A 26,042-nucleotide genomic window follows, 5' to 3' on the forward strand; every position below is an offset into this window, starting at 1 on the left:
TCAAAGCTCCGATCTGCCGCCGTCGACGACGATCTCGGCGCCGAGCATATAGCTCGAAGCGTCGCTTGCCAGGAAGAGCACGGCGGCGGCGATCTCCTCCGGCTTGCCCATGCGCCCGAGCGGCACCTGCGCGCCGACCCGCTCCGCATAGGCGCGGAACTCTTCTTCGCTCTGGCCCTTGCCGCGGTGGATCGGCGTCTCGATCGAGCCGGGGCTGACGGCATTCACCCTGATCTTCCGGTCGATGAGCGCGGCCGACATGGTTCTGGCGAAGGAGCGGACGGCCGCTTTCGAGGCCGAAAGGATCGCCCGGCCGGGCGTGCCCACCTGGTTCAGCCAGGAGGTGTTGAGCACGATCGAGCCTCCCTCGCGCATCAGCGGCAGGACGGCCTGCACGGTGAAGAAGACGCCCTTGACGTTCACGTCCATGATCCTGTGATAGGTCGCCTCGTCCGCCGTCGCAAGCGGCGTGCCGAGTGCAGCGCCCGCATTGGCAAACAGGATGTCGAGCGATCCGAACGCATTCTGAAGCACGCTCTTTACCCGGCCGAGATCGTCGAGCGAGGACACGTCCGCCCGGATCGCCAATGTGTCGCCGCCAATCTCGGCGGCCGCAAGATCGAGCTTTTCTTGCGTGCGGCCGGTGATCGCCACGCGCGCGCCATTGGCGCGCAACGCCTTTGCGGCGGCAAGGCCGATCCCGCTCGAACCGCCGGTGATCAGCGCCGTCTTTCCATGAAGCATCATTCGTCAGTCCTCTTGTCTGATGCAGACTCTAGCGCCGGCGATTGCTTTGACGAGGAAAACCGGCCATACCGTATAGAAAGAAAATCTTTGTCGTGAGCGCGATGAGAAACCTGACCAGACTGCGATCGCTCCAGGCGCTGGAGGCCTCGGCAAGACACGGCAGCTTTGTCGGCGCGGCAAGCGAACTCGACGTGACGCCGCCGGCCGTCGGCCAGCTCGTGCGCTCGCTGGAGGATTGGGTAGGCTATCCGCTGTTCAAGCGCAGCCGCTCCGGCACCGAACGCCTGACGCCGGTCGACGAGGCCGAGGATGCGCTTGAGGATATCGCCGAGGGGCTCGACCTGCTGGAGGCGGGCCTGCGCAAGCTGCGCGGCCGCAAGGCGCGCGCCGTCGTCGTGGTCACGGCCTCGCAGGCGCTGGTCGCCAACTGGCTGCTGTCGCGCCTTGACGATTTCTCCACCAGCTGCCCGAACATCGACGTCCGGCTTGACGTCTCCGACCGGGTCATCGATCTTGCCCAGGGCGAAGCCGATATCGGCATCCGCTGCGGGCTCGGTGCCTGGAAGGGCGTCAAATCCACCTTCCTGATGGGCGAGGAGATCATCGCCGTCTGCCATAACAGGCTGCTGCCGGCTGGCCGCGACGTCACCGCCGGCTGGATCGCCGAACAGACGCTGATTCACGACGGCACGCCGCATCCGGGCGGCGACTTCCCGTCATGGGCAGACTGGCTTTCCCGTTCCGGCGCCAACCAGGTGCCGGCCGAGCGCGGCCTGAAGATCAATTCCACCGCCGCGGTGATCCAGGCGGCGATTGCCGCGCGCGGTGTTGCCCTGGTGCGCAAGGCGCTGGTCGTCCAGGAACTCGAAAGCGGCCGCCTCGTCCACCTGCTGCCGCAGATCCGCTGGCCGGTGAAATGGGCCTATTACATCGTCGCCGCCCCAAAGGCGCTGCGGCGCCACGAGGTCGCTGCCTTCCACGAGTGGCTCTGGAAAAGTTACGCGCGTTGATCTCTTAAGCAGGCCCGCCGTCGGTTCCCGATAGCGTCGCAATCCGCTGCAGGATATTGGCTTTGCCTCGACTGGAAAGGTCGTTCGAGGGGCGCGCGATAGCTGCCAAGGCCGGGTGAATCCCCCAAGGCCGTCGGCGTCCCTCGAAGGATCCTACACGATAGCGGCAGTCCCTTGCTCAAATAGAGCTGGATCATCGAGGAGAGTGGCCGCGAGCATCGCGCCCTCGAGTGTCACGAGCGCTTGGACAGCAGCATCGCCGCTTAGGCCCGCTTTCATCAGCTTCTCGATGCCGAGCAGCAAGAACCGTTTCACCTCCTGGCGGACGTCCTCTGCCAGATCGTGCGAGGTCGCCGCCATGGCGCCGCAAAGACACATGCGGCCGCCGCGCTGGAGCGCTTCGCGGAAGACGTCCCGCCATGCCTGGACGATCGCCGCCGAAAAGCGGCAAATGCCCAACGCAGGGGCGGGAGCAGTCTATTCGGCCTCGTTGGCGGCCGCTATGCTGCGGCTCCTGCGGCTACCCTTGTTCGTAAGCGCTCATTTCCATGCACATTCACGTCTCTTGCGATGACCGATGGATGGACGGAGATAGCCAGTTCCTCGAACGGCGTCAGATGCGGCGAACAGGCTGTGTTGAAGATCAACAGGATGGCATCAGCTTTCTGGCAGGGACGCAGAGGTGTCGTTGGGGACGATCGTCGTGTCGACCTCTTCTCTATGGCGATGCTTTGTGCATATATTTGCTGCCAGGCTGGGCACACCACGCCGCAACGGGCCGCGGTTCGCTGCAAAGAATTCTTTAGCATTGCCAAATCGGCGGGTACATTCTGTCGTGAGCACTACAAAGTACTTGCTGATTTTGCCGCTGATGGCGGTCATCGCCTACATGGCACTTGTCGGTCTGGTCTATCTTTCTCAGCGAGCCCTGCTTTATCCCGGAGCCGGCGCCGCACCTATTGCGGAACACGCGGGTTGGGGCGAGACGGTCCACATCAAGACGCCCGATGGAGAGATGCTTCAGGGACTGTACAGCCAGGGCGACGACGACAAACCCTGCGTGCTCCTCTTTTTCGGAAACGGTGACCGCGTCAATAACTACGAGTTTCTTGCACAGGCGCTGGCCACGCGAAGCATTGGATTGCTGGTGATTTCTTATCGCGGCTATCCCGGATCGACCGGCTCACCCAGCGAGCAGGGGCTACTGACGGATGGCATCGCCGCGTTCGACTGGCTTTCGGCACGTACCAGAAGCGAGATTGTTGTGTTGGGCCGGTCACTTGGCACTGGCGTTGCTGTGAACACGGCCGGGAAGAGGCCGGCCGTTGGCGTCATTCTTGTGTCTCCGTACCTGTCGGTTCTGTCGGTTGCGCAGACACATTATCCGTTCCTCCCGGTCGAGGTTCTTCTCAAGGATCGCTTTCGCTCGGACCTCAACATCACCAAAGTAAGACAACCGAAGTTGTTCCTCCACGGCCGGCTTGACGATAGCATCCCGCTTTCCTCAGGGGAGGCATTGTACCGCATCGCACCCGAGCCCAAGCGGATGTTGATCTATGACGCTGCGGGTCACAACGATATCTTCAACGATAGGATGGTCGGTGACGTCATCCGTTTTGTCGAAGCGCTGAAAGGAAACGGGGCTTAAATCCCGTCACCGACGGGAGCGGTTTCCGGGTAACACTGGGAGGCGAAGCCAACTCGGACCGAGGGGAACAAAATCGTTGCCTGCCAATTCAGCACCTTTTTCGCTCCGAGATTGATGAACTAGATCTCAGCGCGGGGTATAAATGTTCCAACCCTCGGCCTGATAGACTTTGTGGCGCGGACCGATCGCTGACAGGTTGATTGGCACAGGCGCGAGTAATTCAAAGGCATCGATCAGGGCCGCATAGCCGACAGGGATGGCGGCTTCCGGCATCCGGCGGCTGTGAAAAATACTGACGGCGCTTTCTTTGTCCCTGCTGCATGAATCCCGATATCCGCTTATGAAAATGGATTTGGGAGAGAAGCTCTCATGAAATTCGATCCTATTCCATGAATTTCGATGACCGAGAAAAAGTTCTTATGAAGATCGATTCTGGCGGTGCATTGAGCACAGATGTTCCAAATGCAGAGGATACGAAACGTGTCCCTCGAGGTAGTATTCGTCGACGATGGCGCTCGCAGACTTCTCGAAGGTCTTAACCGCGTCCTGTTCGGGCGAGCGCCCATTTACGCCGATGATCTAACTTTCGGTAGTGTTCTTCGCCTGTTTAGCGAAAGGACCGCCGATCAGAGGATCATCAGAAAGGGCCCAACAAGCAAATGCGAGCGGTTTCCGTCCGAAACAGGTCCAATCTATCATCGGCAATCGGCGCCGCGAGTGACAATTAGTCGAAAAACTCGACGACAACGCCGGGCTTGACCATTCCGACCAACTCTTCGACATCCCAGTTCGTCAGCCGGACACATCCATGAGAACCGGCCTTGCCGATGAGTTCTGGATTGGGTGTTCCATGGATCCCATAAGTGGGTTGGGTCAGATCGATCCATGCAGTGCCAACGGGGTTGTTCGGTCCGCTGGACAGTTTCAGTATCGTCCTGTTCTTGCCCTGCTGAAAGTTGACTTTCGGATTATACGTGTAGGTCGGCATCCGCGCGACGCCCTTGACCTTATGGGTTCCTGTTGGCGAAGGCGATTCCTCGCTGCCGATCGTGGCAGGGTATGCGGCCAGCAGCGTGCCATCTTCCGCAAAGGCCAAGACTTGCCCTGATTTTTTGTGCGCTTCGATCCTTTTTGCCTCGCCGGAGCGCGCGGCACCGGGCATGGCCACGGAAACCGTCTCTCCCACAGCAATGGGGGCGTTGGGATTGAGAGCCTTGAAGAGGTTGATATCCATATGGAAACGCTCGGCGAGCTTTTCCGCGATGCTCGTATAGCCAAGGTGGTGCATCTTGGCCTGTTCGGCATAATCTTTCGGAATCTTCTCCACGAGATCCTTTCCGTCGTCTTCCGATATGACATACGGCTGTATGGCGGGAGCGTCGTCGGGAAGCCTGCCAATGACGTCCGGATCCAGCTTTCCGTCGACCGGAAGATGTTGCGTGAGCTCGAATCCGGCAATCGCCTTGCGGAGGTTTTCACCGTCATGACCGTCGATCACTCCGGGAGACGAGCCGGCGCGGTCGAGAAGCACCTGCAGATGAACGATCGCGGGATCAAACTTGGATCGGGAGTTGGCCAGCCGGTCAGTCGATACCGTCTTGATGGCAGCGTTGTTGACCTCTTGCGCTTTGAGCGGTGCTGCGGCAGCTGCGCCAGCCAGGATCAGAGAAAAGATGGGTACGAGGCAGAATGTATTATTCATGAACAAAAGAAGCGACTGGCGAGGAACTTGTTCCGTCATTCATGCGCCCGCATGAGGCTATGGTGATTGAGAATCAGGCTGTCCTGGCTGCTGCGGCGAACACCAGTTTGCTGGCGTGCTACGCGAGGCGATGACATCCTATGCGGCGGTTTTTGGGCGAGGACGGGAGCTGGCAGCATCTGAACGCCCTTCTTCATTTCGGCGCCTCGCCTTTGTGTATGATCCGTTCGAGGGTGCTTTTGCGAATGGCGAGTTCGCGCCCGGTCAACGGGCGACCTCTGCCCGGTTCCCATCACATTTCAAAAACGCCTGACGACCGTTTCAACCGCTAAATTATTGAGCGACACTACGCAGTCCGTCAGACCAGATCATTGTGGCGGAGAGCCCACTGCTTGGCGCAGTCCACCAGCCCAAGTAGGACGCCTCCCAGACTCCAGACTTATGGAAACGGCATGACACGCATCGTCGATAAACCACAAAAGATTTCGGTGAAGGACGATGAGTAGCGATCAACGTGATCGACGTCGGAGGCCGATATCAGATCCTGACCTCTGCATAACGGCGATCCCGATCGACCGTTTCTGATTGCTATGCGTTATTGAAACGTGAAGCAGACATCTGGTGGATGTCCTGACTGGAGGATGTCATGATCAGAGGAGACATTCCGCGGCACGATGCGTCCTTGGCCGACGAGCCGGGGGCGAAGCCAAGACCCCGCAGAGAACGTGCGATGCCGCGCAAACTCATCGGGTTCATCTTGATGATGGGACGTGGCCATCAGGCGGCTCTGCTGCTGTTGTCTATCCTCTTGTTTGCCGTCGGCATCCTGCCGCTCGAGATTCAGCGGCGCATCGTCAACGGCGCAACCCAGGGATCGAGCTTGAGCGCCATTCTCAAACTGGTACTCGCCTACGTCGCGGTTGTCCTGAGCGAAGGCGGAATTAAGCTCGGTTTGAACATCTACCGGGGCTTTATCGGCGAAGTGGCTATTCGCTGGCTTCGCATGGCCGTGCTCGATACGGGCAACCGGCACGCTGATAAAGTGACAACACCGGCAGAAGGCGTCGAGATGTCGATTGTGCTTGCGGAGGCCGAACCCGTTGGGGGGTTCGTCGGCACGAGTATCTCCGAGCCCGTGCTTCAAGCGGGCATTCTCCTGGCCGTCGGCAGTTACATGATCTATCTTCAGCCGTTTCTTGCACTGGCAGTCCTCGCAGTGTTCGTCCCTCAGGCGGCTCTGGTCCCCATCATGCAGAGCCTCATCAATCAGCGTGTCAAGACGAAGATCACTGTGATGCGCCATCTGAGCGACGGGATGGTGAAACACATGTCGCCGAAAGCGCCACAATATCAGGCGAGCCGCGTGCAACGGTTGTTTTCGACGAATATGAATATTTACAAGCTGAAGTACTCGCTCAATTTCCTGATGAACCTGATGTTCCATCTCGGTTATGCCGCGATATTCGCGCTTGGAGGATACTACGTCATAATGGGCAGGATCGAGATCGGAACGGTCGTTGCCTTCATCACGGGGCTGAACAAGATCGCAGATCCTTGGGGGGCGCTCGTCGATTGGTACCGCGACCTCAAGATGACTCAGGTCAAGTACGGGCTCATTCGCGATGCAAACAGCGCCGGAAGTTCCGCCACTGCGGTATCGCGATAGCGGCTGGACGTCGGGTTCTGGTTTCCGACCCCGGTTTGAGCTTGGTCAAGCCAATGCCCAACGGGTCCGCTAGCCTTGGGCAAGACGCGCACAAGGAGTTTCAGTCCTTTCGGGCAGCGGTCAAGAACGCACAGTGCTCGGTGACCACCGGCCCAAGATGGGAAGCAATTAAGGCTTGCATCGCTAGATCGACCTGCATTTTGCGATGCTAGGTTTAGGTGGCAACCGTGCCATCCTTGCGCCTTACTAGCCTGCCGGGCGCGCGCGATAGGCTTCCCGGGCGGCTGCCAATTGCGCGGGACTTCAGGTGCATCCTGAGACCATGCTTTCTCATTGCAATTGACGACGTATCGTTCATAAGTTGAACCATGTTCGAAACACAGGAAAAGAACCGCCGCGACGAACCGCTGACGTCGGAAGACCTCGCCGCCTGCAATAGCGTCCTTGATGACATTTGCCAGCGCTACGGCATCGAGAATGACAAGGACGCCGTGTCGCGCCTGGCTGCCATCATTATCGAGCTATACCGGCAAGGCGTGCGCGAGCCAAAACAATTGGCGCTGTTGGCAGGGGCTACGCGCGAATAAGGGCTTCTCATTCCTCACCGAGGCGCCTGGTCCGTCAGACACGGTCTCGCCGAACACGTTTCCACCACGGCCAGAGATGCCAAAATCCGAACAGCATGAGAGCGGCGACAGCCGCCGTAGCATTCGCAAAGACCTGGCTTTGGGTAACCTTGCCAATCACGACGTGAACATCGGCCGTTAAACCCAACGCCAAAAAGACCGTGGCAGCAAGCAGAAAGCGGCTCGCGATATGATAGAACTCCGCCACGTTTGAGCCGTCGTAAACGATGCGATGATATGCTGCGGGTGTTACCAGAAGTATGGTCGCAAGTGCGACCGCACCAAGGGCGACGCAATGAAACGCTTTTGCTGAGGTGCTAAGATCGGCAAACCCGCTCGTCAGGACAATTGCAAGCTGGAAGCCCAGCAACGCCTGGGCACCGGGCAATACCACGCGGGCTTCCGTCAGCACATAATCGATCTTGGCGACGGTCGGTGTCTTTTCGTCGGAGGTAGCCATGCTGAGATCTCCTTTGCCGTCGCGAAGTAGTGGGCCGTACCACAACCCGATTGCCGCGAGGCCTCCGAGGAGGCCCGCTGCGACCCCAGCCGTTAATCCAAGGCCGCGATTAACGGCAACGCCGATATCCAATCCGAGCGCAAGGGCAAATGGGGCAAGCGCCAGCAGGGAGATCCGCGTGACGAAACCGTTGAAGCCCGAAGTCGCTTCTCCTCGCTCCACAATCCGATGGCGCGCACTCGGTGTAATCAGAAGTCCGATGATCATGACCATGAGGCAAAGGACGATCACTTCGATCCCTTTCTCTAGGAAGCTTAGACTGGAGAACGCGTCTTGAAACGGCGCCTGGAATTGAAAGCCAAGCAGGATTTGCGCGCCTAGTATCAGCATGCGCAACTCGTCCAGAGCCGTCTTCGTTTTATCGGTCAGAGACACCTGCTCGACCTTTCTTGCACGCAAAAGCGAACGGCTAAGCTACAACAGGCGCATCGGGCAATTGTTCCCGCGGTCCTTTTCGAGAACACCGTGCGAGCCGCAGCGCCGACATCCGGCGAACATGGGCGACTCCGAGATCACTGCAAACTTTTCGGGCGGTTCGGAGTTCTACCTTCTCAACGAAGGAGGAACCCATGTCATCGAAAGCCACCGCCCAGAAGCAGCGAGAGATCCAGAAGGAAGTCGAAGACGCAGACAAGAGGGCAAAATCAAAGCCGTCCGGAGCAATGCAAGCCGGAGCCCGTCACTATCCCGAGCCACCATTGCCGAAGATCCACCAAGACAAACCAGGGTCGGAAGCCGATCTTCCATTGGCCCCAATGTGCGATGCGCCGTTCTATAGGGGATCGGAAAAGCTGAAGAACAAGGTAGCGCTTATCACCGGCGGAGACTCCGGGATCGGGCGATCAGTGGCCATCCTGTTTGCCCGCGAAGGCGCAGACATCGTCATCGTGCATCTCGATGAAGCTGAAGATGCGGAATTAACCAGAACGGCGGTCGAGAAAGAGGGACGGAAGTGCTTCGTTATCCGCGGCGATGTCAAGGATCCCGGCTTTTGCCGTATGGCAGTTGAGAAGACCGTAATGCAATTCGGGCATCTCGACGTCCTCGTTAACAACGCCGCCTTTCAGGTTCATGCCCGGACCATCGAAAACCTCAGCGACGAGCACTTCGACGAGACACTGAAGACAAACTTATATGGCTATTTTTACATGGCAAAGGCGGCCGTTTCGCATCTCAAGAGCGGCGCTGCGATCATCAACACGGGTTCGGTCACGGGTCTCGACGGATCCAAGGAGTTGATTGACTATTCCATGACAAAAGGTGGTATTCACGCGTTTACGCGCTCGCTTGCAGCACAGCTTGTGCCAAGGGGCATACGCGTCAACGCCGTTGCGCCGGGACCAGTCTGGACGCCGCTCAATCCTTCGGACAAGGAAGCCGAAGATGTGCAGATATTCGGATCAAAGACGCCGATGAAGCGCCCTGCACAGCCGGAAGAAATCGCCCCGGCATACGTGTTTCTCGCGTCACCGCAGATGTCGAGTTACATTACCGGCGAGATCCTTCCAGTCGTTGGCGGATATTGACGCAATTGTTCGAGGCTCGCGGGGGTTCTGTGTCCCCGTGGACGCGCAGCCTATCTTCGGGCGAGCGATAATAACGGGCCAAATTTGCCGGCGACAGAGCCAATGACGGCGCGGATACGCATCGAACTGCTGAGTGCCACGTAGGTCCGGCCGTAGACTTCAGGTGGTGGCATCACAAGCAAGGCAGTCCTCGTATGAAAAAGGAGGTGCTTTTTGCTCGCTCATCACCTCGCTCCGAGTTGGAACTTTGTCAGCGCCGAACAGTTCCTTCTTCCTCAGACAAGGAGAAACCAAATGCCCGCAAAATCCAAAGCGCAGCAGAAAGCCGCTGGGGCCGCCCTTGCAGCAAAGCGTGGCCAAACATCGAAGAGCAGGCTCAAGGGCGCCTCCAAGGAGATGGTCGACACCATGAGCGAAAAACAGCTCGAGGAATTCGCCGCGACAAAGCGCAAAGGAAAGCCAGAACGCGCTTCACACTAACGGCGTGCACGCCGTTTGCAGCGTGCCTTTGTGCCAGCGGCTTCTCTGGACAACAGGGGAAGTCGTCATCTCATGCGAAGGCTTGAGATCAGGAGGTAGCACCGACTGCCCTCTGGATCGTTACCGATGGCGCCGCCCCGCCTGATGCGTTAGCCGATCTCAATTTTGCAAATCTTCCAAGACCCGATCACTCCTGGCGAATCCAGATCGGACAAACCGGGAATATGCATGGCCCAGAAACGGCTGCGAGCGAGAATGGTCTCGTCCTCCAGAGCCGCTTCTCCGCCCCAAATGGGATGTTCTCGTTGCGAACATGCTCGTTCAGAAAGGCTCATTGTGAAGCGCAAAATTGGGATCGATCACACCGTTGAACCCGTCGGGATAAAAGACTGATCTTCCCTGGACGTTGTCGTCGGCAAGAGTAATCGAGGCGGACGTGACCAGCATGCCCTGAGCCTGTTTTCCGACGAACGTCGGGCAACTGGGTTGGGTGACAGGCACCTTGAGACTTAGCAATAGCTCACCGGAGGGTGCGATGCAGTCGAGGGCGGCTGCTCCCCAACGGGTGTTCCAGAGGTACCCGTTATTGTCCATGACCGAACCGTCGATCCCACCAGGGCGGTTACGCCCATCATGAAAGATCATGCGCTCGCCGACAACGTCGCCGGTTTGCGGACAGAGAGGTACGCGATAGATTATTCCTTCCCTCGTATCAGCGAAGAACCCGGCCGAACCGTCGGGGGAAAAACAGATCGAGTTGGGGATCGTCAGCCCTGAAAACAGGCGCTTGACCTGACTTCCACGAACCAAGTCTACATGGGCCCTTCCGGCTTCCGGTTCGTGCTTCATACTGCTGATCCACAATGAGCCGCTGGGGTGAACACGACCGTCATTCGTCCTCATGCCGGACGCCGAGCCCGCATTCAGCACGACATGGCGCGACAGTTTCCCCGTTGCCGGATCTCTTAGCCACAGTCCTTCGTCCATTGCGATGATCTGGCGGCCGTCTTTGGTGAGCGCCATCATGCTTGCCATTCCGGGAAGCACGATCTCGTCCACCTCGCGGCTCCCAAGACGCAGCATAAAGAGCTTGCAGGCCAATATATCGAACCACCAGGCTGTGTCTGTCGCGGGGTCATAGCCGGGCCCTTCTCCGAGCCGGGCTATCGGGGATGCGAGCAGTTCAGGAGTGATGACCGGTTGCAATGACGCCCTCCGTTTGACGATCGAAAAGATGAAGGGAATTGGTCTCCAGCCCTATCGAGACCTTTTGACCGGGCGTCGGCGCATCGGCAAAAGGATGGCTGACGATCACGCGCTCGCCGTTTTCCGCCTGAAGATGGACGACGGTCGCTGCACCGAGTTTTTCGACGATATCGACGGCAAACTTCCCGTCTGCATCGCGCAGGGTGATATGCTCTGGGCGAACGCCAAGCCAGTAGCGGCTTGCAGCGTGAGGCTTCGGCACCTTGAAGGAAAATGTCCGATGCAACGATGGGCAGTGGATTTGATCGTCGCTGCCGACGGCTTCGAGGAAGTTCATCGGCGGCGACCCGATAAAGCCGGCGACGAACTTGTTGGCGGGCGATCGGTAAAGCTCCATGGGCGAGCCAATCTGCTCGACATGTCCCTTGCGCAGAACGACGATCCGGTCGGCCAGCGTCATGGCTTCGACCTGGTCGTGTGTCACGTAGATGATGGTTGCCTTCAACCTTTTGTGCAGCTTGGCGATTTCGATCCGCATTTCGGCCCGCAACTCGGCATCCAAATTGGAAAGAGGCTCATCGAAAAGAAGCACTTTGGGCTCCCGGACGATCGCTCGCCCGATCGCCACACGCTGGCGCTGTCCGCCCGACAACTGCTTGGGGCGGCGATCCAGATAGTCCCCTAATCTGAGAATACGGGCGACTTCGTCGACGCGTTCGCGACGCTCATGTTGGGGGACTTTCCCAATTTTAAGACCAAAGCCGATGTTTTCACGCACGCTCATATGCGGGTAAAGCGCATAGGATTGAAACACCATGGCGATCCCGCGTTGCGCAGCATCGACGCCAGTCACGTCATTGCCGGCAATCTTCAGGCGTCCGGAGGTGCTTTGTTCGAGGCCGGCGATGGTGCGCAATAACGTCGACTTGCCGCACCCCGAAGGCCCGACCAGCACGCAGAATTCGCCTTCGTTCACCTTGATATCGATGTTGTGCAGGACGTTCAGCCCGCCAAACGCCTTGGAAAGGCTGTGAATCTCGACAGCGGACATGGCTTTGCCTACCAGTTCGTCAACGAGCCGTCGCGCCTGCGCAGAAACGGCGGGTTCCAGTTCAGGGCCTCGGACTTGCGCAGCGCCTCCTCGTTGACCTCGATGCCCAGTCCGGGCGCGTCCAGAACCGGATAGCCGTCGCCGGCAAGCTGATGCTGGAGCGGGAAGATGTCGGGATGGTGGAACCCGAGCGGGCAATTGGGAAGCTGATGGGTTTCAGTATAGGAGAACAAGGCGGTTGCAGCCGACATGTGGACGGTCGCCGCCGTGCAGATTGCTCCAAGCGGATTGTGCGGCATCAGATCGATATAGTGCATTTCTGCCCAGCCAATCACTTTCATGGCTTCGGTAAAGCCGCCAATATTGCTGATATCGATGCGCAGATATTGCGTGAGGTTGCTTTCGATATAAGGGGCTGCCTGCCACTTGGAGCTGAATTCTTCCCCAATGGCGAATGGCACGTCGCAAAGCCGGCGAAGCTCACGATAGGCCTCAGGTGTTTCGTCGCGAATTGGTTCCTCGATATAGTCGAGTGCGCCCCTTTGCAGTCGCTGGCAGAAGGAGGCAGCCTCGCCGATCGAAAGTCGGTGGTGATAGTCAATGCCGAGCATCAACCCCATGCCGAACCGTTCACGGATTGCGGCGATGCGCCTTGCGGTATCGACAATCGATTCGCGTGGTTCGAAAATGTCCTTTGCGCTGTGGCCGGCGATCGGAACGCGAATGCTTGTCCAGCCCTGTTCGACCAGGCCGGCCACTTCGTCGAGAACTGCAGCGGTGAACGATCCCGCGTCACCTGCGTAACTTTCGCAGTAGCAGCTTGCATAGGCGGGGATGCGCTCTCTCTGCTTGCCGCCGAGCAACTGATAGACCGGCAGGCCGTAGGTCTTGCCCAACAGGTCATGAAGCGCGATATCGATCGCTGAGATAGCGGCGGTGATGACGCGACCACCTTCAAAGTACTGGCTACGGTAGCATTCTTGCCAAAGCCGGCCGATCTCGCGACAGTCCTTGCCGACGAGGAAGTCCGCAAAGTGATTGATGGCCGCAGCCACGGCCTGCTCGCGGCCGGAAAAACCGGCCTCACCCCAGCCGACCACACCCTCGGCTGATTGGATTTTCACGACCAGCTGGTTGCGGGTCCCGATACGTGCAGAAATTGGCTCGATCGAGCGGATGCGGGTCGGAATTCCCTCCAGCGGGATCGACGGCTCTAGCGGATTGAATGACATAGCGGCTCCCCTGATGCACTCGAGGCGAACTATTATGCCGGATCGGCCAGACCTGCAATCCTAAAATACACGATATTGTAAAAATAATGTGCTATTTTTGATCACGCATGCGGATCTGCTCGTAAAGATGCTGCCCGGCATGCTCGATGTGCGCTCGAATGACAGCCGAGGCCTTGTCGGGATCGTGGCTCCGGAAGGCCTCGATCAGCATACGGTGTTCCTGGCAAATCGCCTTGTAGCGGCTGCGCCCAATCGGCAATCGAGACGCAAAGACCCGCAGCGCCGACCGCTGGCTCTTCCAGAGCGACGCGGCGCGCTCGTTGTAATGAAGGTCCGCTATGTAATTGTGAAACTTATGGTCCAGATCGGTAATGGTATTGCGCACAGGGTCCGAAACGGCCTCGAGTTCAACCTGAATTTGTTCAAGTTCATCAATATGTTTGTCTTCCGCGTATTCTGCAAACCATCCCACGAAATAAGGCTCCAGTATCCTCAAGATTTCATAGGTGTCGCGCACAGTATCGAAATCTATTTGACGGACCATTGCGCCCTTATTGGGCTCGAATTCAACATAGCCTTCGCCTTGCAGGACCCGCAGCGCCTCCCTGACGGGGTTCGTGCTCGTCTCGTAGCGGCTGGCGAGGTCTGAAATCTTCAGTCTGGCGCCGCTTTGAAAATAACCGGTGGCGATATCTTCCAACAGGCGCGAGTAGATATTGTCGCTGTCGATCGTGGATTCTGGCTGCTTGAGCACGCTCGCATTTCCTTACAAGTGGCGATGTTGTTGGTTTTTTGGCCGTTTCCGGTTCCAATGACGGTCTTATCATGGAGTTGACGGCGTCACGGATCAAGGGCTCGACATCCGAATCCACCGCCGGCGCGTGGGATTTTTAACATTTTTACCGCTTTCCGGGTCGGGATTATGGCGAACACACTCAAATGCGGCTGACGAAAATGTATAAAATGATTGACATCGTGTGTTATCGTGTTAGTCGTCGTCGCATTCAACACCTAGGGAGGATGTTATGCCGTCTATGAAATCGATGCTGCTGGCCAGCGTATTCGCTTCGGTACCCGTTGTTGCCATGGCGGGCGAGGTCACGCTGGAGGTCGCCGCCTGGAAAGGAAACGCAGCCGAGCCTGCCGGGCTGCCGGAGTTGATCAAGACGTTCGAACAGGCAAACCCCGGCATCAAGATCAAGCTGAGCTATGTCAGCCGAAACGATTTCGATACTGCGGTATCACCGCGCCTTGCAGGCGGGAATTCTCCCGATGTCGTGATGGCTGATATGGCGCTGATGCGGCAATGGGCGCGCGCGGGACTGCTGAGCGAACTCGACAAGGGCGATTGGTTCGCCAAGATCGACCCGACCTTGCGTGAGGCGCTGTCGAAGGGCAAGGGCAATTTCGTCTTTCCGCTGGAGGTCATCGGTATTGGCAATTTCGTCAATATGGACCTGCTGAAAAAGGCGGGCATCGACAAGGCGCCGCAGACCGTCGACGAGGTGAAGGCGGCCTGCAAGGCGCTTAACGCCTCCGGTATTCAACCGATGGTCATGGCGCCTGGATTCCCGGCCTCGGTCTTTGCGATGGCTCAGGGGCTGGCAGCCGGCGAGGCGCCGGCAGACGATTACGGTTCGGGTAAAGCGCCTTTCGGGGAGAGCAAAGCGTTTTCCGATGCGCTTGCAACGGTGCATCAGCTTGAAGAGGCCGGCTGCTTCAAGGGCAAGGAGCAAGCGGGTGTTGATCCATGGTCGACCGGTCTTCAGGAGTTCAAGGCCGGCCATTTCGCCATGATGCCGCAGGGCGCCTGGAATATTTCGGCATTCAGCAAGGTTGTCGGGCTCAATTATGTCTTCACGCCTTTGCCCGGCCCGAAGGCTCCGGGCGTTGCTTTCGATCTCTTCGGCTTTGGCTGGGCGCTGCCCAAGCACTCCGCGCATGCGGATGCGGCAAAGACATGGATCGATTTCTTCAAGAAGGACGAAAACCTGAAGATCCTTCTTGAAGGTGAAGCTGCAGGCAGCCCATTTACCGGTGGCACCACCGGCACGCCCGCTTTGGCTGCGAGCTATGAGGCAACGCGCACCGGCGGCGGACTGATCTGGTATCCGATAGGCGTGGGCCAATGGCCGTCTGCCGTGGAGGTCGAAATTTTCAGTTCCATGGCGGGCTTCCTCGCCGACACGTCCGCTTCGCCGAAGGACACGTTGTCCAAATGGGATGAGGTCGTCGAGGACCAGAATTGAGATCTTGCATCAGATTGCGCCCCTGATCATGGAGGGATCGCAATTTAAAGTCCAAATGCGATTGGGGCTTGATGTGACTTACGTCAAGCCTCGCTGACCTTGACGCATTTGCAGAAAACAGGAGGTAACATTGAGCCCTCGGATCCAGAAGGCCTTGTTTCTTGCGCCAGCCGTGCTCATGCTTGCAGTCTTCTTTATATTTCCCATCTTTGAAGCGCTGCGCCTGAGCTTCACCAATTCCGCGGGTCTCGGCGACTACGATTATGTCGGGTTCGAGAACTATGTCAGGATATTCACCCGGTCGCGATACTATGACACCTTTCGGGTGACTTTGGAGTTTGTGGCGATCGTCGTCGTGGTGCAGACGACCCTCGGTCTCATTTTCGCGACTGCGCTGCATGCGATGCCTCGCATACGCAACATATGTCGCGCGGCGCTGTTCATGCCGGCCATGATGTCGTTCATCATCGTTGGCTATGTCTGGTCGTTTATTCTTTCTCCTTTCAGCGGCGGGCTGAACGCGGTTCTTGACCTCATGGGTCTCGGCGCCTTCAAGCATGAATGGCTCGGCGATCCGACGACTGCCCTGCTTTTGGTTGCCGCCGCGCATGTCTGGATGTTTACAGGTTATACATGCGCGATCTTTCTCGCAGGTTATGCAAACATCCCGACCGATCTGGAAGAGGCCGCCCGGTTGGACGGGGCAAATGGCTGGCAACGGTTTCGCATGATCCAGCTGCCGCTCTTGGCCCCGAGCTTTACCGTCAACATCATGCTGTCGACGATCGGCACGATGAAAGCTTTTGAGCTTCCCTTCGTCATGACCAAGGGCGATCCGGACGGCGCCACGAGAACAGTTGGCCTGCAGATCATCCAGACCCTGTTTCGGGAATACCATTTTGGCCTGGCGAGCGCGCTATCGATCGTATTGCTCGTCGTCGTGCTCCTGGTTGCCTTCGTGCAAAACTGGTTGTTGCGAGCCCGGGAGGATATTCTGTGACAATGACGACGAGACAATCGAAGCAATTTCTGGCCAAGCAGTTCCCGGTCAAGCAGTTCCTGGCGCATGTTTTCGTGCTGGGGCTTGTCGCCGTCATGCTGCTGCCCGTCGCCTATATGGTGCTCATGTCGTTTCGCAATGGGCAGGAGGTCGTCAACGCCCCGCTGGCGCTGCCTGAACATTGGCGCTTCGAGAATTATGCAAATGCCTATGAAAAGATGTCCTATCTGCGCAGCATCCTGAACTCGCTCGGGACCACCATTGCGGTCACCATTGCCGTCTCGTTCACAGGTGCGCTTGCTGCTTATCCGCTGTCGCGCTCGAAAAGCCGCTCGACCCAGGTGACGATTTCCCTTCTGTCGCTCTGCCTGGCAACGCCATCCTTTGTGACGATCACGCCGATTTATGAAACCTTCGCCAGAATAGGTCTTCTTGACACCTATCTCGGTATCATCCTTGCCTTTACGGCGCTCAATCTGCCGCTTGCGATCTTCTTCTATACGAGTTTCATTCGCGCAATTCCAAAGGAGCTGGAAGAGGCGGCCGAATTGGACGGCTGCTCACAGTTCCAGATCTTTTGGTATGTGATCAGGCCGCTGCTTGGTCCGGCAACCGCCACGCTGTCGCTGTTTGTCATGCTGATGGTATGGAACGATTTCATCTATCCGCTGCTGCTTTTGACAGACGACAAAAAGTTTACGGTGATGATGAGCGTCTATCACTTTGTGGGCAATCACAGTCTCAATCCGGAAGAGCTGTTTCCAGCTGCGGTCTTGGGTTCGCTGCCGCTATTGGTTCTCTTCATTGTGTTCCAACGGCGAATTGTTAACGGGATTACAGCCGGAGCGGTGAAATGAGCGACGCACATCCACTTCAGGGCAAGACGCTCGTGGTCACCGGTGCCGGTGCTGGAATAGGGCTTGGCATCGTCAAGTCCTGTATTCAAGCCGGCGCGACCGTGCTCGGTGTTTCGCTCTTGGCTGAGGAGAGGCAAGGGGTTGTTGCGGCCGGAGCCAAATTCCTCCAGGCCGACGTCAGCGATCCTGATGCCATTGCCGTTCTTGCGCGTGAGGTCGGACGGGCCTTCGGCAAGCTGGACGGTCTGGTCAACAATGCCGGCGTCACCATCGAAAGGCCATTTCTGGAAATGCCGTTGGAAGAACTCGATCTGCTTTGGCGGGTCAACCAGCGATCGGTTTTTGTCGTATCGCAGGCGTTGGTACCGCTGATGGGAAGGCCGGCTTCGATTGTCAACATTGGCTCCAATCATGCCCGCGCCACGCTTGCCGGATACGAGATGTATGCTGGCACCAAGGGCGCTATCGTGGCGATGACGCGGGCAATGGCATGGAGCCTCGGTCCGCTTGGTATCAGGGTCAATGCCCTTTGCCCCGGCTTGACACGCACGGAGAAAATCGCTGCTCTGGAGGCCGAAGACCCGGGGATGGCGGCGCACTTCCTGAAGGCGCATGCGACGGGAACCTATAATACCGTCGAGGATGTTGGAACCTTGGCGGCGTTTCTGCTTTCAGACAAATCAGCCGCCTTGAGTGGAAGTGAAATCATCGCCGATCAGGGCATGTCGAGCCGGTTGGGCGCGTTCTAAGGCGAGGCGGTCGCGAGGGGCTTGTCAGAATCCGTCGCGGCTCGATGCGTGACATCAATAGACTGCCTTGGGTGCCTTGTTTAATCCACAGTTTGCGTTATATGTAGGTCATCGACTGTTGGTTGTGTCCTTTGTCAAAGAGCTCGAAGCTCCTTCAGATTTCCTCTCAAGATCGATCTTTAGCCTTGTGAATAGACGCATGGCAGTAACGACTATTGAAAGGAGATCGTTATGAATTCAGGTACCGTTAAGTGGTTCAATAGCACCAAGGGCTTCGGCTTCATTCAGCCGGATGACGGCAGTGCGGACGTTTTTGTTCACATTTCCGCTGTGGAGCGTGCTGGTCTCGGCAATCTGTCCGATGGCCAGAAGATCAGCTATGATCTCGTCCGCGACAAGAAGTCCGGCAAGAATTCTGCCGACAACCTGCGCGCAGCCTAGGTCTCATTCGGCCCGGCTGACCACGGATGTACTGGCAGCTGAGAGCCTGATGGCAAAGGCCGGGTCACGCCCGGCCTTTTATGCTTTTGACGATCAATGCAGTTGAGTGAAACCGAATGGCACGAATGCCGAGATACGCTGTCGGCGACAGTATTGTTTTGAAAGACGGTTTCGTCCGTACCGAAGTGGCGGGCAGGACCTGCAAGATTGCGGCGGTTCTTCCCTCTGAAGGCAGTCGGCCGCAGTATCGCGTTCGATTCGAGACCGAAAACTTCGATCGGCGAATCCTGGAGAGCGATATCGACCTGCAGCAATCCGCGCCGCCTTCGCCCCAGACTGCAAGGGTCACGGATATTCAGGGCGGATCCTGGTTGAAAACGTCAAGTCTCAGGGTGCGGAAGTAGTCTCCACTCTGGTCCAACGGGCAAAAGAGTTTGCCCACATGAAAGGAACGAATTTGCAGGTTCTCGTCAGAGACAACAACGTCGACCAAGCGCTCCGCGTCCTGAAGAAGAAGATGCAGCGCGAAGGTCTGTTCCGCGAATTCAAGGCGCGCAGTGCCTATGAAAAGCCTTCCGAGAAGCGTGTTCGCGAAAAAGCCGAAGCGGTTCGCCGCCAGCGCAAGCTTGCGCGCAAGAAGCTTCAGCGCGAAGGTCTCCTTCCGACCCCGAAGAAGGCAGTCCGCCCGGCGCGTTGAATTGCCATCGGGCAGGCTCCGGCGAGAGAGAGCAGATGACTTCAAAAGACGAATTCTTCAATCCGGCCAAGCTCTCAGCGCGCGATAAGGCGGCCGTCACCGATACGACGGCGAGGGCCATCGTCAACGCTGAGACCGCAGCTCGCGAAAAAAAGACGGAGAAGCTAAAGGCCTTGCGCTTGCAGCACGAAGCCGAGGCGCCACCGGTAACCACTCCTGCGAAGAAGCGGCGGACGGCGACGAAGCCGGCTTCATCCTCCTAAGAGCTGGGCCATTCCTCGCTCGCAATTTCGCAGACGCGTAGGCATTTCGCTGCCAATCATCGGTGTGTCAATTTCAGCAAGCGCGCAAACCATCGGCTGCGCATTCATGCCGTCATCTGCCGCTCCTTGGCAGACGCCAGCTAGCGCGCAGCTGGCATCATCCGCAGACGCCGGCTGAAGGGGCCACGCACCTGATCGATCACTCCGCGGCGCGAAGCGGGCCGAGCATCACGTCGGTTGTGTAATTCTCGCGCATGAAGTTGATGAAGTTATCCTGGAACTGGCGGGTGTGGGCGTGTGCCAGCTCGTCGGCCAGATCAACGTTTCTGTCCCGGATCGCCTCCAGCATCTGACTGTGTTCGTCGGTTAAGAGATAACCCTCATGCGTTCGTTCCAGGTATTCGAAATGCAGATGCAGCATGCGCTGCCCCTGTGAGAGGAGCTTCTCGTAAAAAGACGCGAGATATTGGTTCTTGCCGGCATAGGCGATGGCCATATGAAACTCCTTGTTCGCCTCCGACATTGCAAGATGGTTTCCCGTTTTGACCGCGCCCGCAAACGCCTTGTCACGCTTGGCGATGACCTTCAGGTCGGCCTCGGTCCGTAGCGCGGCGGCGAGCCGCGTATTCATGCGCTGGGCGATATCGAGCGCCTCGACATATTTCGGGAAGGTGGCAACCTCGATTGGCGCGACGATCGTGCTGCGGTTTGCAAGTGTGACGACCAGTTCATCGGCGCCGAGCCTGATCAGCGCTTCGCGCACAGGAGAGCGCGACATGTCGAAGCGTTCAGCAAGCGTCATCTCGTCGAGAAGCTGACCGGGCGGAAGCGTCAGGGCGAGAATCTCGTTTCGAAGCGTTTCGTAGACACTTTTCCAGCCCGTCCCGCGGACACGTTTCACTTCAGTTTCGTCAGACACTTAGGTCCCTTTCATGCGCGATGGCGCCATTGGGCCAGAAAAACAGCGTGTCGGCAATGTAATTTTTTCCGCTTGACATTGTCGACATGCTGTTGACACATAACAGCCAGTCGACACGCAGCCGACAGCAAAACAACAGAAACGGCTAGAGCCGACGAGTGGAACAACGCGCTTCGCGCACAGCAAAGAGGAATGCCGATGCTTACGAAGATGATGACGTCCGCCTTGCGGACGCTGCCCGCGCTCGCCCTTATGGGCGGGCTGACGATCACCGCAGCTCACGCCCAGACTGCAGAGGGATACTGGCAGGGCGTTCAAAAGGCGGGGGTCTTGAAGTGCGGCGCTGCCGTTGCACCACCCTACATCATGCGAGACCCTGCAACCGGCGACTATTCCGGCTTTTACGCAGACCTTTGCCGCGAGTTCGCCGACGTGCTCAAGGTGAAGCCGGAATTCGTCGATACGACCTGGGACAACATCGTGGCAGGTCTTCAGGCCGGCAAATGGGATGTCTCACTGGCGCTTAACCGCACGCCCGCTCGCGCCATGGCCGTCCAGTTCTCGATCCCGGCGATGGAATACCAGATCTCTCTCGCCTATAACAAAAGCAACCCGAAGATCCCTCAGGGTGCCGCATCTGTCGCCGACATCGACAAGGCCGGCGTGACGATCGCTGTCATGTCGGGCACTGCCCAGGACAAGGCGATCTCGGCAGTGGTAAAGAATGCCACCATCATGCGTCTGCCGGGCAACGACGAAACACGTCTCGCCCTGACCTCCAAGCGCGCTGACATACTGGTCGACGCCTCCGACACCAACCAGCTTCTCACGCAAGCCAATCCCGACTGGGCTGTCGCGTTAAACCCGACGCCGGCGCTTGCCAAGCAGGGGGTCTCGTTCGGACTGCCGCATGGCTTGTCGGCCGCCGACGTCGAAGTCGTCAACATCTTCCTCGAAGAGAAGGTCGCGACCGGTCACGTCGACGAGTTGATCCGCAAGGCCGTCGATCAGGTCCTCAAGGGCACGAACTGATCCCATCGGGCGTCGGCGCCAAGCCGTCGACGCCTCAATCTTGCTTTTCAGACAAACCGAGATCGGCACGACCATGTCTTTCAGCCTTCCCCTCGTGAAAATGCAGGCGCTCCACAAAAGCTACGGGGATGGAGCAGTTCAGGTGCTGAAAGGCATCGACATCGAAATGAAGCCCGGTGAGCGCGTTGTCGTGATCGGTCCGAGCGGCGGTGGCAAAAGCACCTTGCTGCGCGTCATGATGGGGCTTGAGCAGATCGACAGCGGATCGATCAGCTTTGATGGGAAGGCCTACATATCGTCGCAGGGCACCGGCCGGAAGACGGCGATCGACACCGAGGTTCGCCGGTCGATCGGCATGGTTTTCCAGCACTACACTCTGTTCCCGCATCTGAACGTCACGCAGAACCTCATCCTTGCGCCCTGCAAGGTCCGCGGTGAAACCAAGGCAAAAGCCGAGACCCGCGCGCAAACCCTTCTCGAGCGCTTCGGGCTCGCTGCCAAGGCAAAAGCCTATCCCGCCCAGCTTTCAGGTGGACAGAAGCAGCGTGTCGCCATTGCCCGTGCCTTGATGCTGGATCCAAAACTGATGCTGTTTGATGAGGTGACGTCGGCCCTCGACCCAGAGCTCGTCAGCGAAGTCGAGCAGGTCATTCTCCAATTGGCCTCCCAGAACATGCCGATGATGATCGTCACCCACGACATGTGGTTTGCCAAGAACATCGCCTCGCGCGTGATCTTCTGCGCCGGCGGGATCGTTGTTGAGGACGGTCCTCCCGAACAGGTGCTGGGCGCACCAAAGGAGGAGCGCACGAAAGAATTCATCGACCGCGTCTTTCACATCAAGCAATAGGAGGCGGCCGTGAACTATACGTTCGACTTCAATGCGGTGTCGATCTCGCCGCTTCTGCAGGGTCTCTGGGTTTCCCTCGAGTTGACCGCGGCGGCCAATGTCATCGGCGTCGTCCTCGGTTTTGTGCTTGCACTCCTCATCATGAGCAATTACCGGATGATCCGGCTGCCCTTCATGCTGTTCGTCGAATTCTTCCGGTGCACGCCGGCGATCGTCCAGATTGTCTGGATCTTCTACTGCGTGCCGATGATCTTCGACGTCTTCCTCGACCCGATCACGATGGGCGTGCTTGCGCTCGGGTTGAACCTCATGGCCTTCAACGCCGAAGCCTATCGGGCCGCGATCCAGGCCGTGCCGCGCGAGCAGCTCGATGCCGGGATTGCACTGGGCCTGTCACCACTGCAGCGAATCCTCTACATCGTCTTTCCGACCGCGTTCCGCGCCTCGATACCCGTATTGCTGACGAACGGCATCGTCATCTTCCAGCAGAGCGCGCTGGTCGCGATCGTCGCGATCCAGGATCTCATGTATCAGGGCAAGACGCTTGCCACCGAAACCTATCGCCCGATCGAGACGTTCACGGTCGTAGCCCTCATCTATTTTGCCGTGTCATTCCCGATAACCCAGATCGTCGGCTTGCTTGAACGCCGCCGGCAGCTTCTTTCCAGCTAGGAGACCAGGGATGACCCTCGACTTTGCAATCCTTCTGCGCTTCGAGCACGCCTTGCTGCTTGGCCTTTGGACAACCATCAAGCTGACCGTGATCTGCATCGCGCTTGGATGCTCCCTCGGCTTCCTCGTCGGTCTTGCCAGGACGTCGCGGAACCTTGCACTGCGGACAATCTCCGGCATTTACGTCGAGTTCTTCCGCGGCACACCCGTCCTCATCCAGCTTTTCTGGATCTTCTTCTGCCTGCCGCTGATCCTCGGCGTCGAACTCTCCAACCTTGCATCGGGCGTTATCGCTCTGACGCTCTACATGGGGGCGATAACGAGCGAAACGTTTCGCGCCAGCCTCAAGTCGATCGGGCACGAGCAGATGGATGCCTGCGTCGCCCTGGGTCTGTCCCGCAATGTCCGCATCGTCAACGTCGTGCTGCCGCAGGCGGTGCTGCGCGCGATCCCGACACTGTTGTCCAACTGTGTCAGCCTCTTCAAGGAGAGCGCCCTTGTCTCTGCCGTCGGCATGGCTGACCTGATGTTCGTTGGCCAGAACATCTCGAACAACACGGCACGGCCGGTCGAGGTGCTGACAGTGGTTGCCCTGATCTATTTCGCCATCGCGTTCCCGCTGACGAGGGCGGTCTCCCTTATCGAGGGCCGCATTCTCAAGAAACTCGCGATCTGATCGCACCCATTCGAACCAACAGGAGAACTCTCATGAAACTGTCCGGCGTCATGCCCGCGCTGATCACCCCGTTTGACGCAAACGGCAGGGTCGACTTCAGGGCCTTCGAGAAACATCTGACCGCGCTTCGCGCCGCAGGTGTGACCGGCTGGGTGCCGATGGGATCGACGGGGGAATATTCGGCCCTTTCGAACGCTGAGCGCGACGAGGTCCTGAGGTTCGTAAAGGACTTCGCCGATGAAGGTGAAGCCCTGATTGCCGGAACGAATGCCCCCGCAACCCGGGAAGTCATCGACAACACGCTTCGGGCCAAGGAGATCGGCTACGACACGGTGCTGCTTGCCACGCCGTTTTACACCCGCCCGACACAGGACGAACTGCTGGCGCACTTTCAAAAGGTGCTTGACGAGACCAATATCAACCTCGTTCTTTACAGCTATCCGTACAAGGACGGGGTCGAGATCGGCTTCAACATTCTGGACGCGCTTGCCGATGACCCGCGCGTTCTCGGCATCAAGGAAAGTTCTGGATCACTCCAGCGTGCGATCGACATCCACGCCCGCTACGACGGCCGCATCGACCTCGTTTCGGGATCTGATGACATCGCGCTTGACTTCATGCTCTGGGGCGCGGACGCCTGGATCTGCGGACCGGCCAACTGCATGGCGAAGGCATGCGTCGATCTCGACCGAACCTTCCGCGCGGGAGACCTGGCCAAAGCGCGCGAAAAGATGATCGTCCTCTATCGTGCCATGAACATCCTCGAAAGTGGCAAGTTCGTGCAGAAGGTCAAGTATGGCTGCGAACTCCAGGGGCTACCTGTCGGCAATTGCCGCGCGCCGCTTGGCGAGTTGACCGCTGAGGAAAAGGCCGAGTTCAAGGCTGCCATGCAGCCGATCCTCAACTGGTAAGAGCCTGGAGCGGCTCGGCTCCACATTTCAAATTCTGTGAGGTTGTCGTGGCATCTACCGTGGTCGTCGGAGCCGGCATCATCGGCGTGGCAGTCGCTTACGAACTGCAGCGCCGAGGCAAGCAGGTCACCTTGCTTGACAGGAGTGCGCCGGGATCCGGCGCCTCCTTCGGCAACATGGCAAGCATCGCCGTCACCGAATTCATGCCCGCTTCGAGGCCCGGCATCTTCGCGCAGATGCCGAAGTGGATGCTCGATCCGGAAGGACCGGTGCGCGTGCGGCCCACCTATATGATAAAGCTCATCCCCTGGTTCCTGCGTTTCCTTTCGGCAAGTCGTCCCTCGAGGCTCCGTGAACTTGAAGCTGCGGGCGCAACCCTGTGCCGGCGGGTTCACGAAGACCTTGACGCCCTTCTGAAAGAGACGGGATTGCGCCACATGCTGAGCGCCAACGGTTGCCTCAGCCTCTATGCGGACGAGGCGGAATTTCGCGCCGATCGTGAGCACATGGAGGTCCTGGAGCGCTTCGGCTTTCGCCACGAAATTCTCGGCGCAAATGCGATCCGTGACCTCGAGCCGGCGGTGACGACGACAATCGGCAAGGCCGTGCTGTTTCCTGACAACCGCTCGGTTGCCGATCCTTACAGGTTCGTTGTTGCCCTTGCCGATAAATTCCGATTGCTCGGCGGCCTGATCGAGGAAGGGGAGGTCGTGGAATTTGACCATGGCGAGAAGGGTGTCGTGGGATTGCGGCTGGCCGACGGGCGAAGACTTCCGGTAAGCGAAATCGTGCTGGCGGCAGGAGCATACACAGGTCGGCTCTCTGCACGTCTCAAAGAGTACATCCCGCTTGAAACCGAGCGCGGCTATCATACGCAGATCATGGATCCCGGCATTTCAATGCGACACTCGATCATCTGGCCAGCGCGCGCCTTCATGGTGACACCGACGGCAGGCGGCATCAGGGTCGGCGGCACGGTTGAAATGGCAGGCCTGGATGCACCGCCCGATTATCGACGTGCCGAGGTGCTGGTCAAGCGCGCCAGGCAAGCTCTTCCAGAACTCCAGCTTCGCCAGACGACGCAGTGGATGGGACATCGCCCGGCCTTGCCGGACACAATTCCGGTCATGGGGCCATCGGCCAAGCGCAACAATGTCTGGTACGCAACGGGTCACGGCCATCTGGGGCTGACCTATGCAGCAACCACCGGCCGATTGATGGCCGACCTCATTACGGGCGTCGAACCGCCCGTGGACATGAAACCCTATCGCGTCGACCGGTTCTAGAGCGCACGCGGCTACAAGGAGGACGA

At 58.3% G+C, this 26,042-nt stretch carries 28 protein-coding genes; 19 read left to right on the forward strand and 9 right to left on the reverse strand.

What is annotated here, in order from left to right; translation table 11 throughout:
- The gene (locus tag ATY79_RS09150) at positions 1-744 is read right to left on the reverse strand and encodes an SDR family oxidoreductase (protein WP_088703715.1); all 744 of its coding nucleotides are present in this window, start codon (positions 742-744) and stop codon (positions 1-3) included.
- 104 nt (positions 745-848) lie between these two features.
- Here ATY79_RS09150 and ATY79_RS09155 point away from each other — a divergent pair, with 104 nt between their 5' ends.
- Positions 849-1,757: a LysR substrate-binding domain-containing protein gene (locus tag ATY79_RS09155; protein WP_088703716.1), complete on the forward strand. Its 909-nt coding sequence runs from the start codon at positions 849-851 to the stop codon at positions 1,755-1,757.
- A 153-nt stretch (positions 1,758-1,910) separates the two neighbouring features.
- Here ATY79_RS09155 and ATY79_RS09160 read toward each other — a convergent pair whose 3' ends face one another.
- A complete protein-coding gene (locus ATY79_RS09160) occupies positions 1,911-2,216 on the reverse strand; it encodes a hypothetical protein (protein ID WP_189637986.1) in 306 nt (101 codons plus the stop codon).
- A gap of 376 nt (positions 2,217-2,592) precedes the next feature.
- Between ATY79_RS09160 and ATY79_RS09165 the strand changes: the two genes are divergently transcribed.
- A complete protein-coding gene (locus tag ATY79_RS09165) occupies positions 2,593-3,405 on the forward strand; it encodes an alpha/beta hydrolase (protein ID WP_088703603.1) in 813 nt (270 codons plus the stop codon).
- 724 nt (positions 3,406-4,129) lie between these two features.
- Here ATY79_RS09165 and ATY79_RS09170 read toward each other — a convergent pair.
- Positions 4,130-5,107, reverse strand: a complete 978-nt coding sequence (locus ATY79_RS09170) for a L,D-transpeptidase (protein ID WP_088703717.1) — start codon at positions 5,105-5,107, stop codon at positions 4,130-4,132.
- A 730-nt stretch (positions 5,108-5,837) separates the two neighbouring features.
- On the opposite strand from ATY79_RS09170, the gene ATY79_RS09175 reads away from it, so the two are divergent.
- Positions 5,838-6,773, forward strand: coding sequence for an ABC transporter ATP-binding protein (locus ATY79_RS09175; protein WP_088703718.1), 936 nt, complete (start codon positions 5,838-5,840; stop codon positions 6,771-6,773).
- 368 nt (positions 6,774-7,141) lie between these two features.
- Complete coding sequence (locus tag ATY79_RS09180) at positions 7,142-7,360, forward strand: hypothetical protein (RefSeq protein WP_088703604.1); 219 nt, start codon at positions 7,142-7,144, stop codon at positions 7,358-7,360.
- A 34-nt stretch (positions 7,361-7,394) separates the two neighbouring features.
- Here ATY79_RS09180 and ATY79_RS09185 read toward each other — a convergent pair whose 3' ends face one another.
- Positions 7,395-8,294: a DUF6328 family protein gene (locus ATY79_RS09185; protein WP_088703605.1), complete on the reverse strand. Its 900-nt coding sequence runs from the start codon at positions 8,292-8,294 to the stop codon at positions 7,395-7,397.
- A gap of 194 nt (positions 8,295-8,488) precedes the next feature.
- Here ATY79_RS09185 and ATY79_RS09190 point away from each other — a divergent pair, with 194 nt between their 5' ends.
- Together ATY79_RS09190 and ATY79_RS09195 are read left to right on the forward strand one after the other, a co-directional pair.
- Positions 8,489-9,445 (forward strand): SDR family oxidoreductase, encoded by a 957-nt coding sequence (locus ATY79_RS09190; RefSeq protein WP_088703606.1) that lies wholly within the window; start codon positions 8,489-8,491, stop codon positions 9,443-9,445.
- A 294-nt stretch (positions 9,446-9,739) separates the two neighbouring features.
- Positions 9,740-9,925: a DUF3008 family protein gene (locus tag ATY79_RS09195; protein WP_088703607.1), complete on the forward strand. Its 186-nt coding sequence runs from the start codon at positions 9,740-9,742 to the stop codon at positions 9,923-9,925.
- Between the two features lie 321 nt (positions 9,926-10,246).
- On the opposite strand, the gene ATY79_RS09200 is transcribed toward ATY79_RS09195, so the two are convergent.
- From ATY79_RS09200 to ATY79_RS09215, 4 genes are all read right to left on the reverse strand, one after another.
- A complete protein-coding gene (locus ATY79_RS09200) occupies positions 10,247-11,131 on the reverse strand; it encodes an SMP-30/gluconolactonase/LRE family protein (protein WP_189637987.1) in 885 nt (294 codons plus the stop codon).
- Positions 11,109-12,182, reverse strand: a complete 1,074-nt coding sequence (gene ugpC / locus ATY79_RS09205) for a sn-glycerol-3-phosphate ABC transporter ATP-binding protein UgpC (protein ID WP_088703609.1) — start codon at positions 12,180-12,182, stop codon at positions 11,109-11,111. The genes ATY79_RS09200 and ugpC overlap by 23 nt, the downstream gene beginning before the upstream one ends.
- Positions 12,183-12,190: 8 nt before the next feature.
- On the reverse strand, positions 12,191-13,414 hold the full coding sequence (locus tag ATY79_RS09210) for a mandelate racemase/muconate lactonizing enzyme family protein (RefSeq protein WP_088703610.1): 1,224 nt from the start codon (positions 13,412-13,414) through the stop codon (positions 12,191-12,193).
- A gap of 91 nt (positions 13,415-13,505) precedes the next feature.
- Positions 13,506-14,168, reverse strand: a complete 663-nt coding sequence (locus ATY79_RS09215; RefSeq protein WP_088703611.1) for a GntR family transcriptional regulator — start codon at positions 14,166-14,168, stop codon at positions 13,506-13,508.
- A gap of 271 nt (positions 14,169-14,439) precedes the next feature.
- Between ATY79_RS09215 and ATY79_RS09220 the strand changes: the two genes are divergently transcribed.
- The 7 genes from ATY79_RS09220 (at position 14,440) to ATY79_RS09255 (ending at position 19,670) form a co-directional block, all read left to right on the forward strand.
- Positions 14,440-15,663, forward strand: a complete 1,224-nt coding sequence (locus ATY79_RS09220) for an extracellular solute-binding protein (protein WP_088703612.1) — start codon at positions 14,440-14,442, stop codon at positions 15,661-15,663.
- A gap of 130 nt (positions 15,664-15,793) precedes the next feature.
- Entirely contained in the window at positions 15,794-16,663 is an 870-nt protein-coding gene (locus ATY79_RS09225) for a sugar ABC transporter permease (RefSeq protein ID WP_210421400.1), read from the forward strand.
- A gap of 2 nt (positions 16,664-16,665) precedes the next feature.
- The gene (locus tag ATY79_RS09230) at positions 16,666-17,520 is read left to right on the forward strand and encodes a carbohydrate ABC transporter permease (protein ID WP_088703613.1); all 855 of its coding nucleotides are present in this window, start codon (positions 16,666-16,668) and stop codon (positions 17,518-17,520) included.
- Positions 17,517-18,269: an SDR family oxidoreductase gene (locus tag ATY79_RS09235; RefSeq protein ID WP_088703614.1), complete on the forward strand. Its 753-nt coding sequence runs from the start codon at positions 17,517-17,519 to the stop codon at positions 18,267-18,269. The genes ATY79_RS09230 and ATY79_RS09235 overlap by 4 nt, the downstream gene beginning before the upstream one ends.
- Positions 18,270-18,500: 231 nt before the next feature.
- Complete coding sequence (locus ATY79_RS09240) at positions 18,501-18,710, forward strand: cold-shock protein (RefSeq protein WP_088703615.1); 210 nt, start codon at positions 18,501-18,503, stop codon at positions 18,708-18,710.
- A gap of 457 nt (positions 18,711-19,167) precedes the next feature.
- Entirely contained in the window at positions 19,168-19,407 is a 240-nt protein-coding gene (gene rpsU / locus ATY79_RS09250) for a 30S ribosomal protein S21 (protein WP_088703720.1), read from the forward strand.
- 35 nt (positions 19,408-19,442) lie between these two features.
- Entirely contained in the window at positions 19,443-19,670 is a 228-nt protein-coding gene (locus tag ATY79_RS09255; protein WP_088703617.1) for a hypothetical protein, read from the forward strand.
- Between the two features lie 199 nt (positions 19,671-19,869).
- Here the strand turns inward: ATY79_RS09255 and ATY79_RS09260 are convergent, their stop codons facing one another.
- Positions 19,870-20,589, reverse strand: coding sequence for a GntR family transcriptional regulator (locus tag ATY79_RS09260; RefSeq protein ID WP_088703618.1), 720 nt, complete (start codon positions 20,587-20,589; stop codon positions 19,870-19,872).
- A gap of 198 nt (positions 20,590-20,787) precedes the next feature.
- Here ATY79_RS09260 and ATY79_RS09265 point away from each other — a divergent pair, with 198 nt between their 5' ends.
- The 6 genes from ATY79_RS09265 to ATY79_RS09290 all read left to right on the forward strand — a co-directional run bounded on the left by ATY79_RS09265 (position 20,788) and on the right by ATY79_RS09290 (position 26,016).
- Positions 20,788-21,621 carry a transporter substrate-binding domain-containing protein gene (locus ATY79_RS09265; protein WP_088703721.1) on the forward strand — a complete coding sequence of 278 codons (834 nt, stop codon included), beginning with the start codon at positions 20,788-20,790 and terminating at the stop codon, positions 21,619-21,621.
- Positions 21,622-21,694: 73 nt separating this feature from the next.
- Entirely contained in the window at positions 21,695-22,471 is a 777-nt protein-coding gene (locus tag ATY79_RS09270; RefSeq protein ID WP_088703619.1) for an amino acid ABC transporter ATP-binding protein, read from the forward strand.
- Between the two features lie 9 nt (positions 22,472-22,480).
- Positions 22,481-23,143 (forward strand): amino acid ABC transporter permease, encoded by a 663-nt coding sequence (locus ATY79_RS09275; RefSeq protein ID WP_088703620.1) that lies wholly within the window; start codon positions 22,481-22,483, stop codon positions 23,141-23,143.
- Positions 23,144-23,153: 10 nt separating this feature from the next.
- Positions 23,154-23,819 (forward strand): amino acid ABC transporter permease, encoded by a 666-nt coding sequence (locus ATY79_RS09280; RefSeq protein ID WP_088703621.1) that lies wholly within the window; start codon positions 23,154-23,156, stop codon positions 23,817-23,819.
- Between the two features lie 32 nt (positions 23,820-23,851).
- Entirely contained in the window at positions 23,852-24,730 is an 879-nt protein-coding gene (dapA, locus tag ATY79_RS09285; protein ID WP_088703622.1) for a 4-hydroxy-tetrahydrodipicolinate synthase, read from the forward strand.
- 47 nt (positions 24,731-24,777) lie between these two features.
- Positions 24,778-26,016, forward strand: a complete 1,239-nt coding sequence (locus tag ATY79_RS09290; protein ID WP_088703623.1) for an FAD-dependent oxidoreductase — start codon at positions 24,778-24,780, stop codon at positions 26,014-26,016.
- Positions 26,017-26,042 lie beyond the last annotated feature (26 nt).

This window comes from Rhizobium sp. R693 (genome assembly GCF_002211315.1).
Classification (GTDB): Bacteria; Pseudomonadota; Alphaproteobacteria; order Rhizobiales; family Rhizobiaceae; genus Rhizobium.

Excerpts from the sequence above, each read along its gene's own strand:
- ATY79_RS09150 (WP_088703715.1), bottom strand. The coding sequence starts at position 744 with ATGCTTCATGGAAAGACGGCGCTGATCACCGGCGGTTCGAGCGGGATC.
- ATY79_RS09155 (WP_088703716.1), top strand. The coding sequence starts at position 849 with ATGAGAAACCTGACCAGACTGCGATCGCTCCAGGCGCTGGAGGCCTCG.
- ATY79_RS09170 (WP_088703717.1), bottom strand. The coding sequence starts at position 5,107 with ATGAATAATACATTCTGCCTCGTACCCATCTTTTCTCTGATCCTGGCT.
- ATY79_RS09175 (WP_088703718.1), top strand. The coding sequence starts at position 5,838 with ATGCCGCGCAAACTCATCGGGTTCATCTTGATGATGGGACGTGGCCAT.
- ATY79_RS09180 (WP_088703604.1), top strand. The coding sequence starts at position 7,142 with ATGTTCGAAACACAGGAAAAGAACCGCCGCGACGAACCGCTGACGTCG.
- ATY79_RS09190 (WP_088703606.1), top strand. The coding sequence starts at position 8,489 with ATGTCATCGAAAGCCACCGCCCAGAAGCAGCGAGAGATCCAGAAGGAA.
- ATY79_RS09195 (WP_088703607.1), top strand. The coding sequence starts at position 9,740 with ATGCCCGCAAAATCCAAAGCGCAGCAGAAAGCCGCTGGGGCCGCCCTT.
- ugpC (WP_088703609.1), bottom strand. The coding sequence starts at position 12,182 with ATGTCCGCTGTCGAGATTCACAGCCTTTCCAAGGCGTTTGGCGGGCTG.
- ATY79_RS09210 (WP_088703610.1), bottom strand. The coding sequence starts at position 13,414 with ATGTCATTCAATCCGCTAGAGCCGTCGATCCCGCTGGAGGGAATTCCG.
- ATY79_RS09220 (WP_088703612.1), top strand. The coding sequence starts at position 14,440 with ATGCCGTCTATGAAATCGATGCTGCTGGCCAGCGTATTCGCTTCGGTA.
- ATY79_RS09230 (WP_088703613.1), top strand. The coding sequence starts at position 16,666 with ATGACGACGAGACAATCGAAGCAATTTCTGGCCAAGCAGTTCCCGGTC.
- ATY79_RS09235 (WP_088703614.1), top strand. The coding sequence starts at position 17,517 with ATGAGCGACGCACATCCACTTCAGGGCAAGACGCTCGTGGTCACCGGT.
- ATY79_RS09240 (WP_088703615.1), top strand. The coding sequence starts at position 18,501 with ATGAATTCAGGTACCGTTAAGTGGTTCAATAGCACCAAGGGCTTCGGC.
- ATY79_RS09255 (WP_088703617.1), top strand. The coding sequence starts at position 19,443 with ATGACTTCAAAAGACGAATTCTTCAATCCGGCCAAGCTCTCAGCGCGC.
- ATY79_RS09265 (WP_088703721.1), top strand. The coding sequence starts at position 20,788 with ATGCTTACGAAGATGATGACGTCCGCCTTGCGGACGCTGCCCGCGCTC.
- ATY79_RS09270 (WP_088703619.1), top strand. The coding sequence starts at position 21,695 with ATGTCTTTCAGCCTTCCCCTCGTGAAAATGCAGGCGCTCCACAAAAGC.
- ATY79_RS09280 (WP_088703621.1), top strand. The coding sequence starts at position 23,154 with ATGACCCTCGACTTTGCAATCCTTCTGCGCTTCGAGCACGCCTTGCTG.
- dapA (WP_088703622.1), top strand. The coding sequence starts at position 23,852 with ATGAAACTGTCCGGCGTCATGCCCGCGCTGATCACCCCGTTTGACGCA.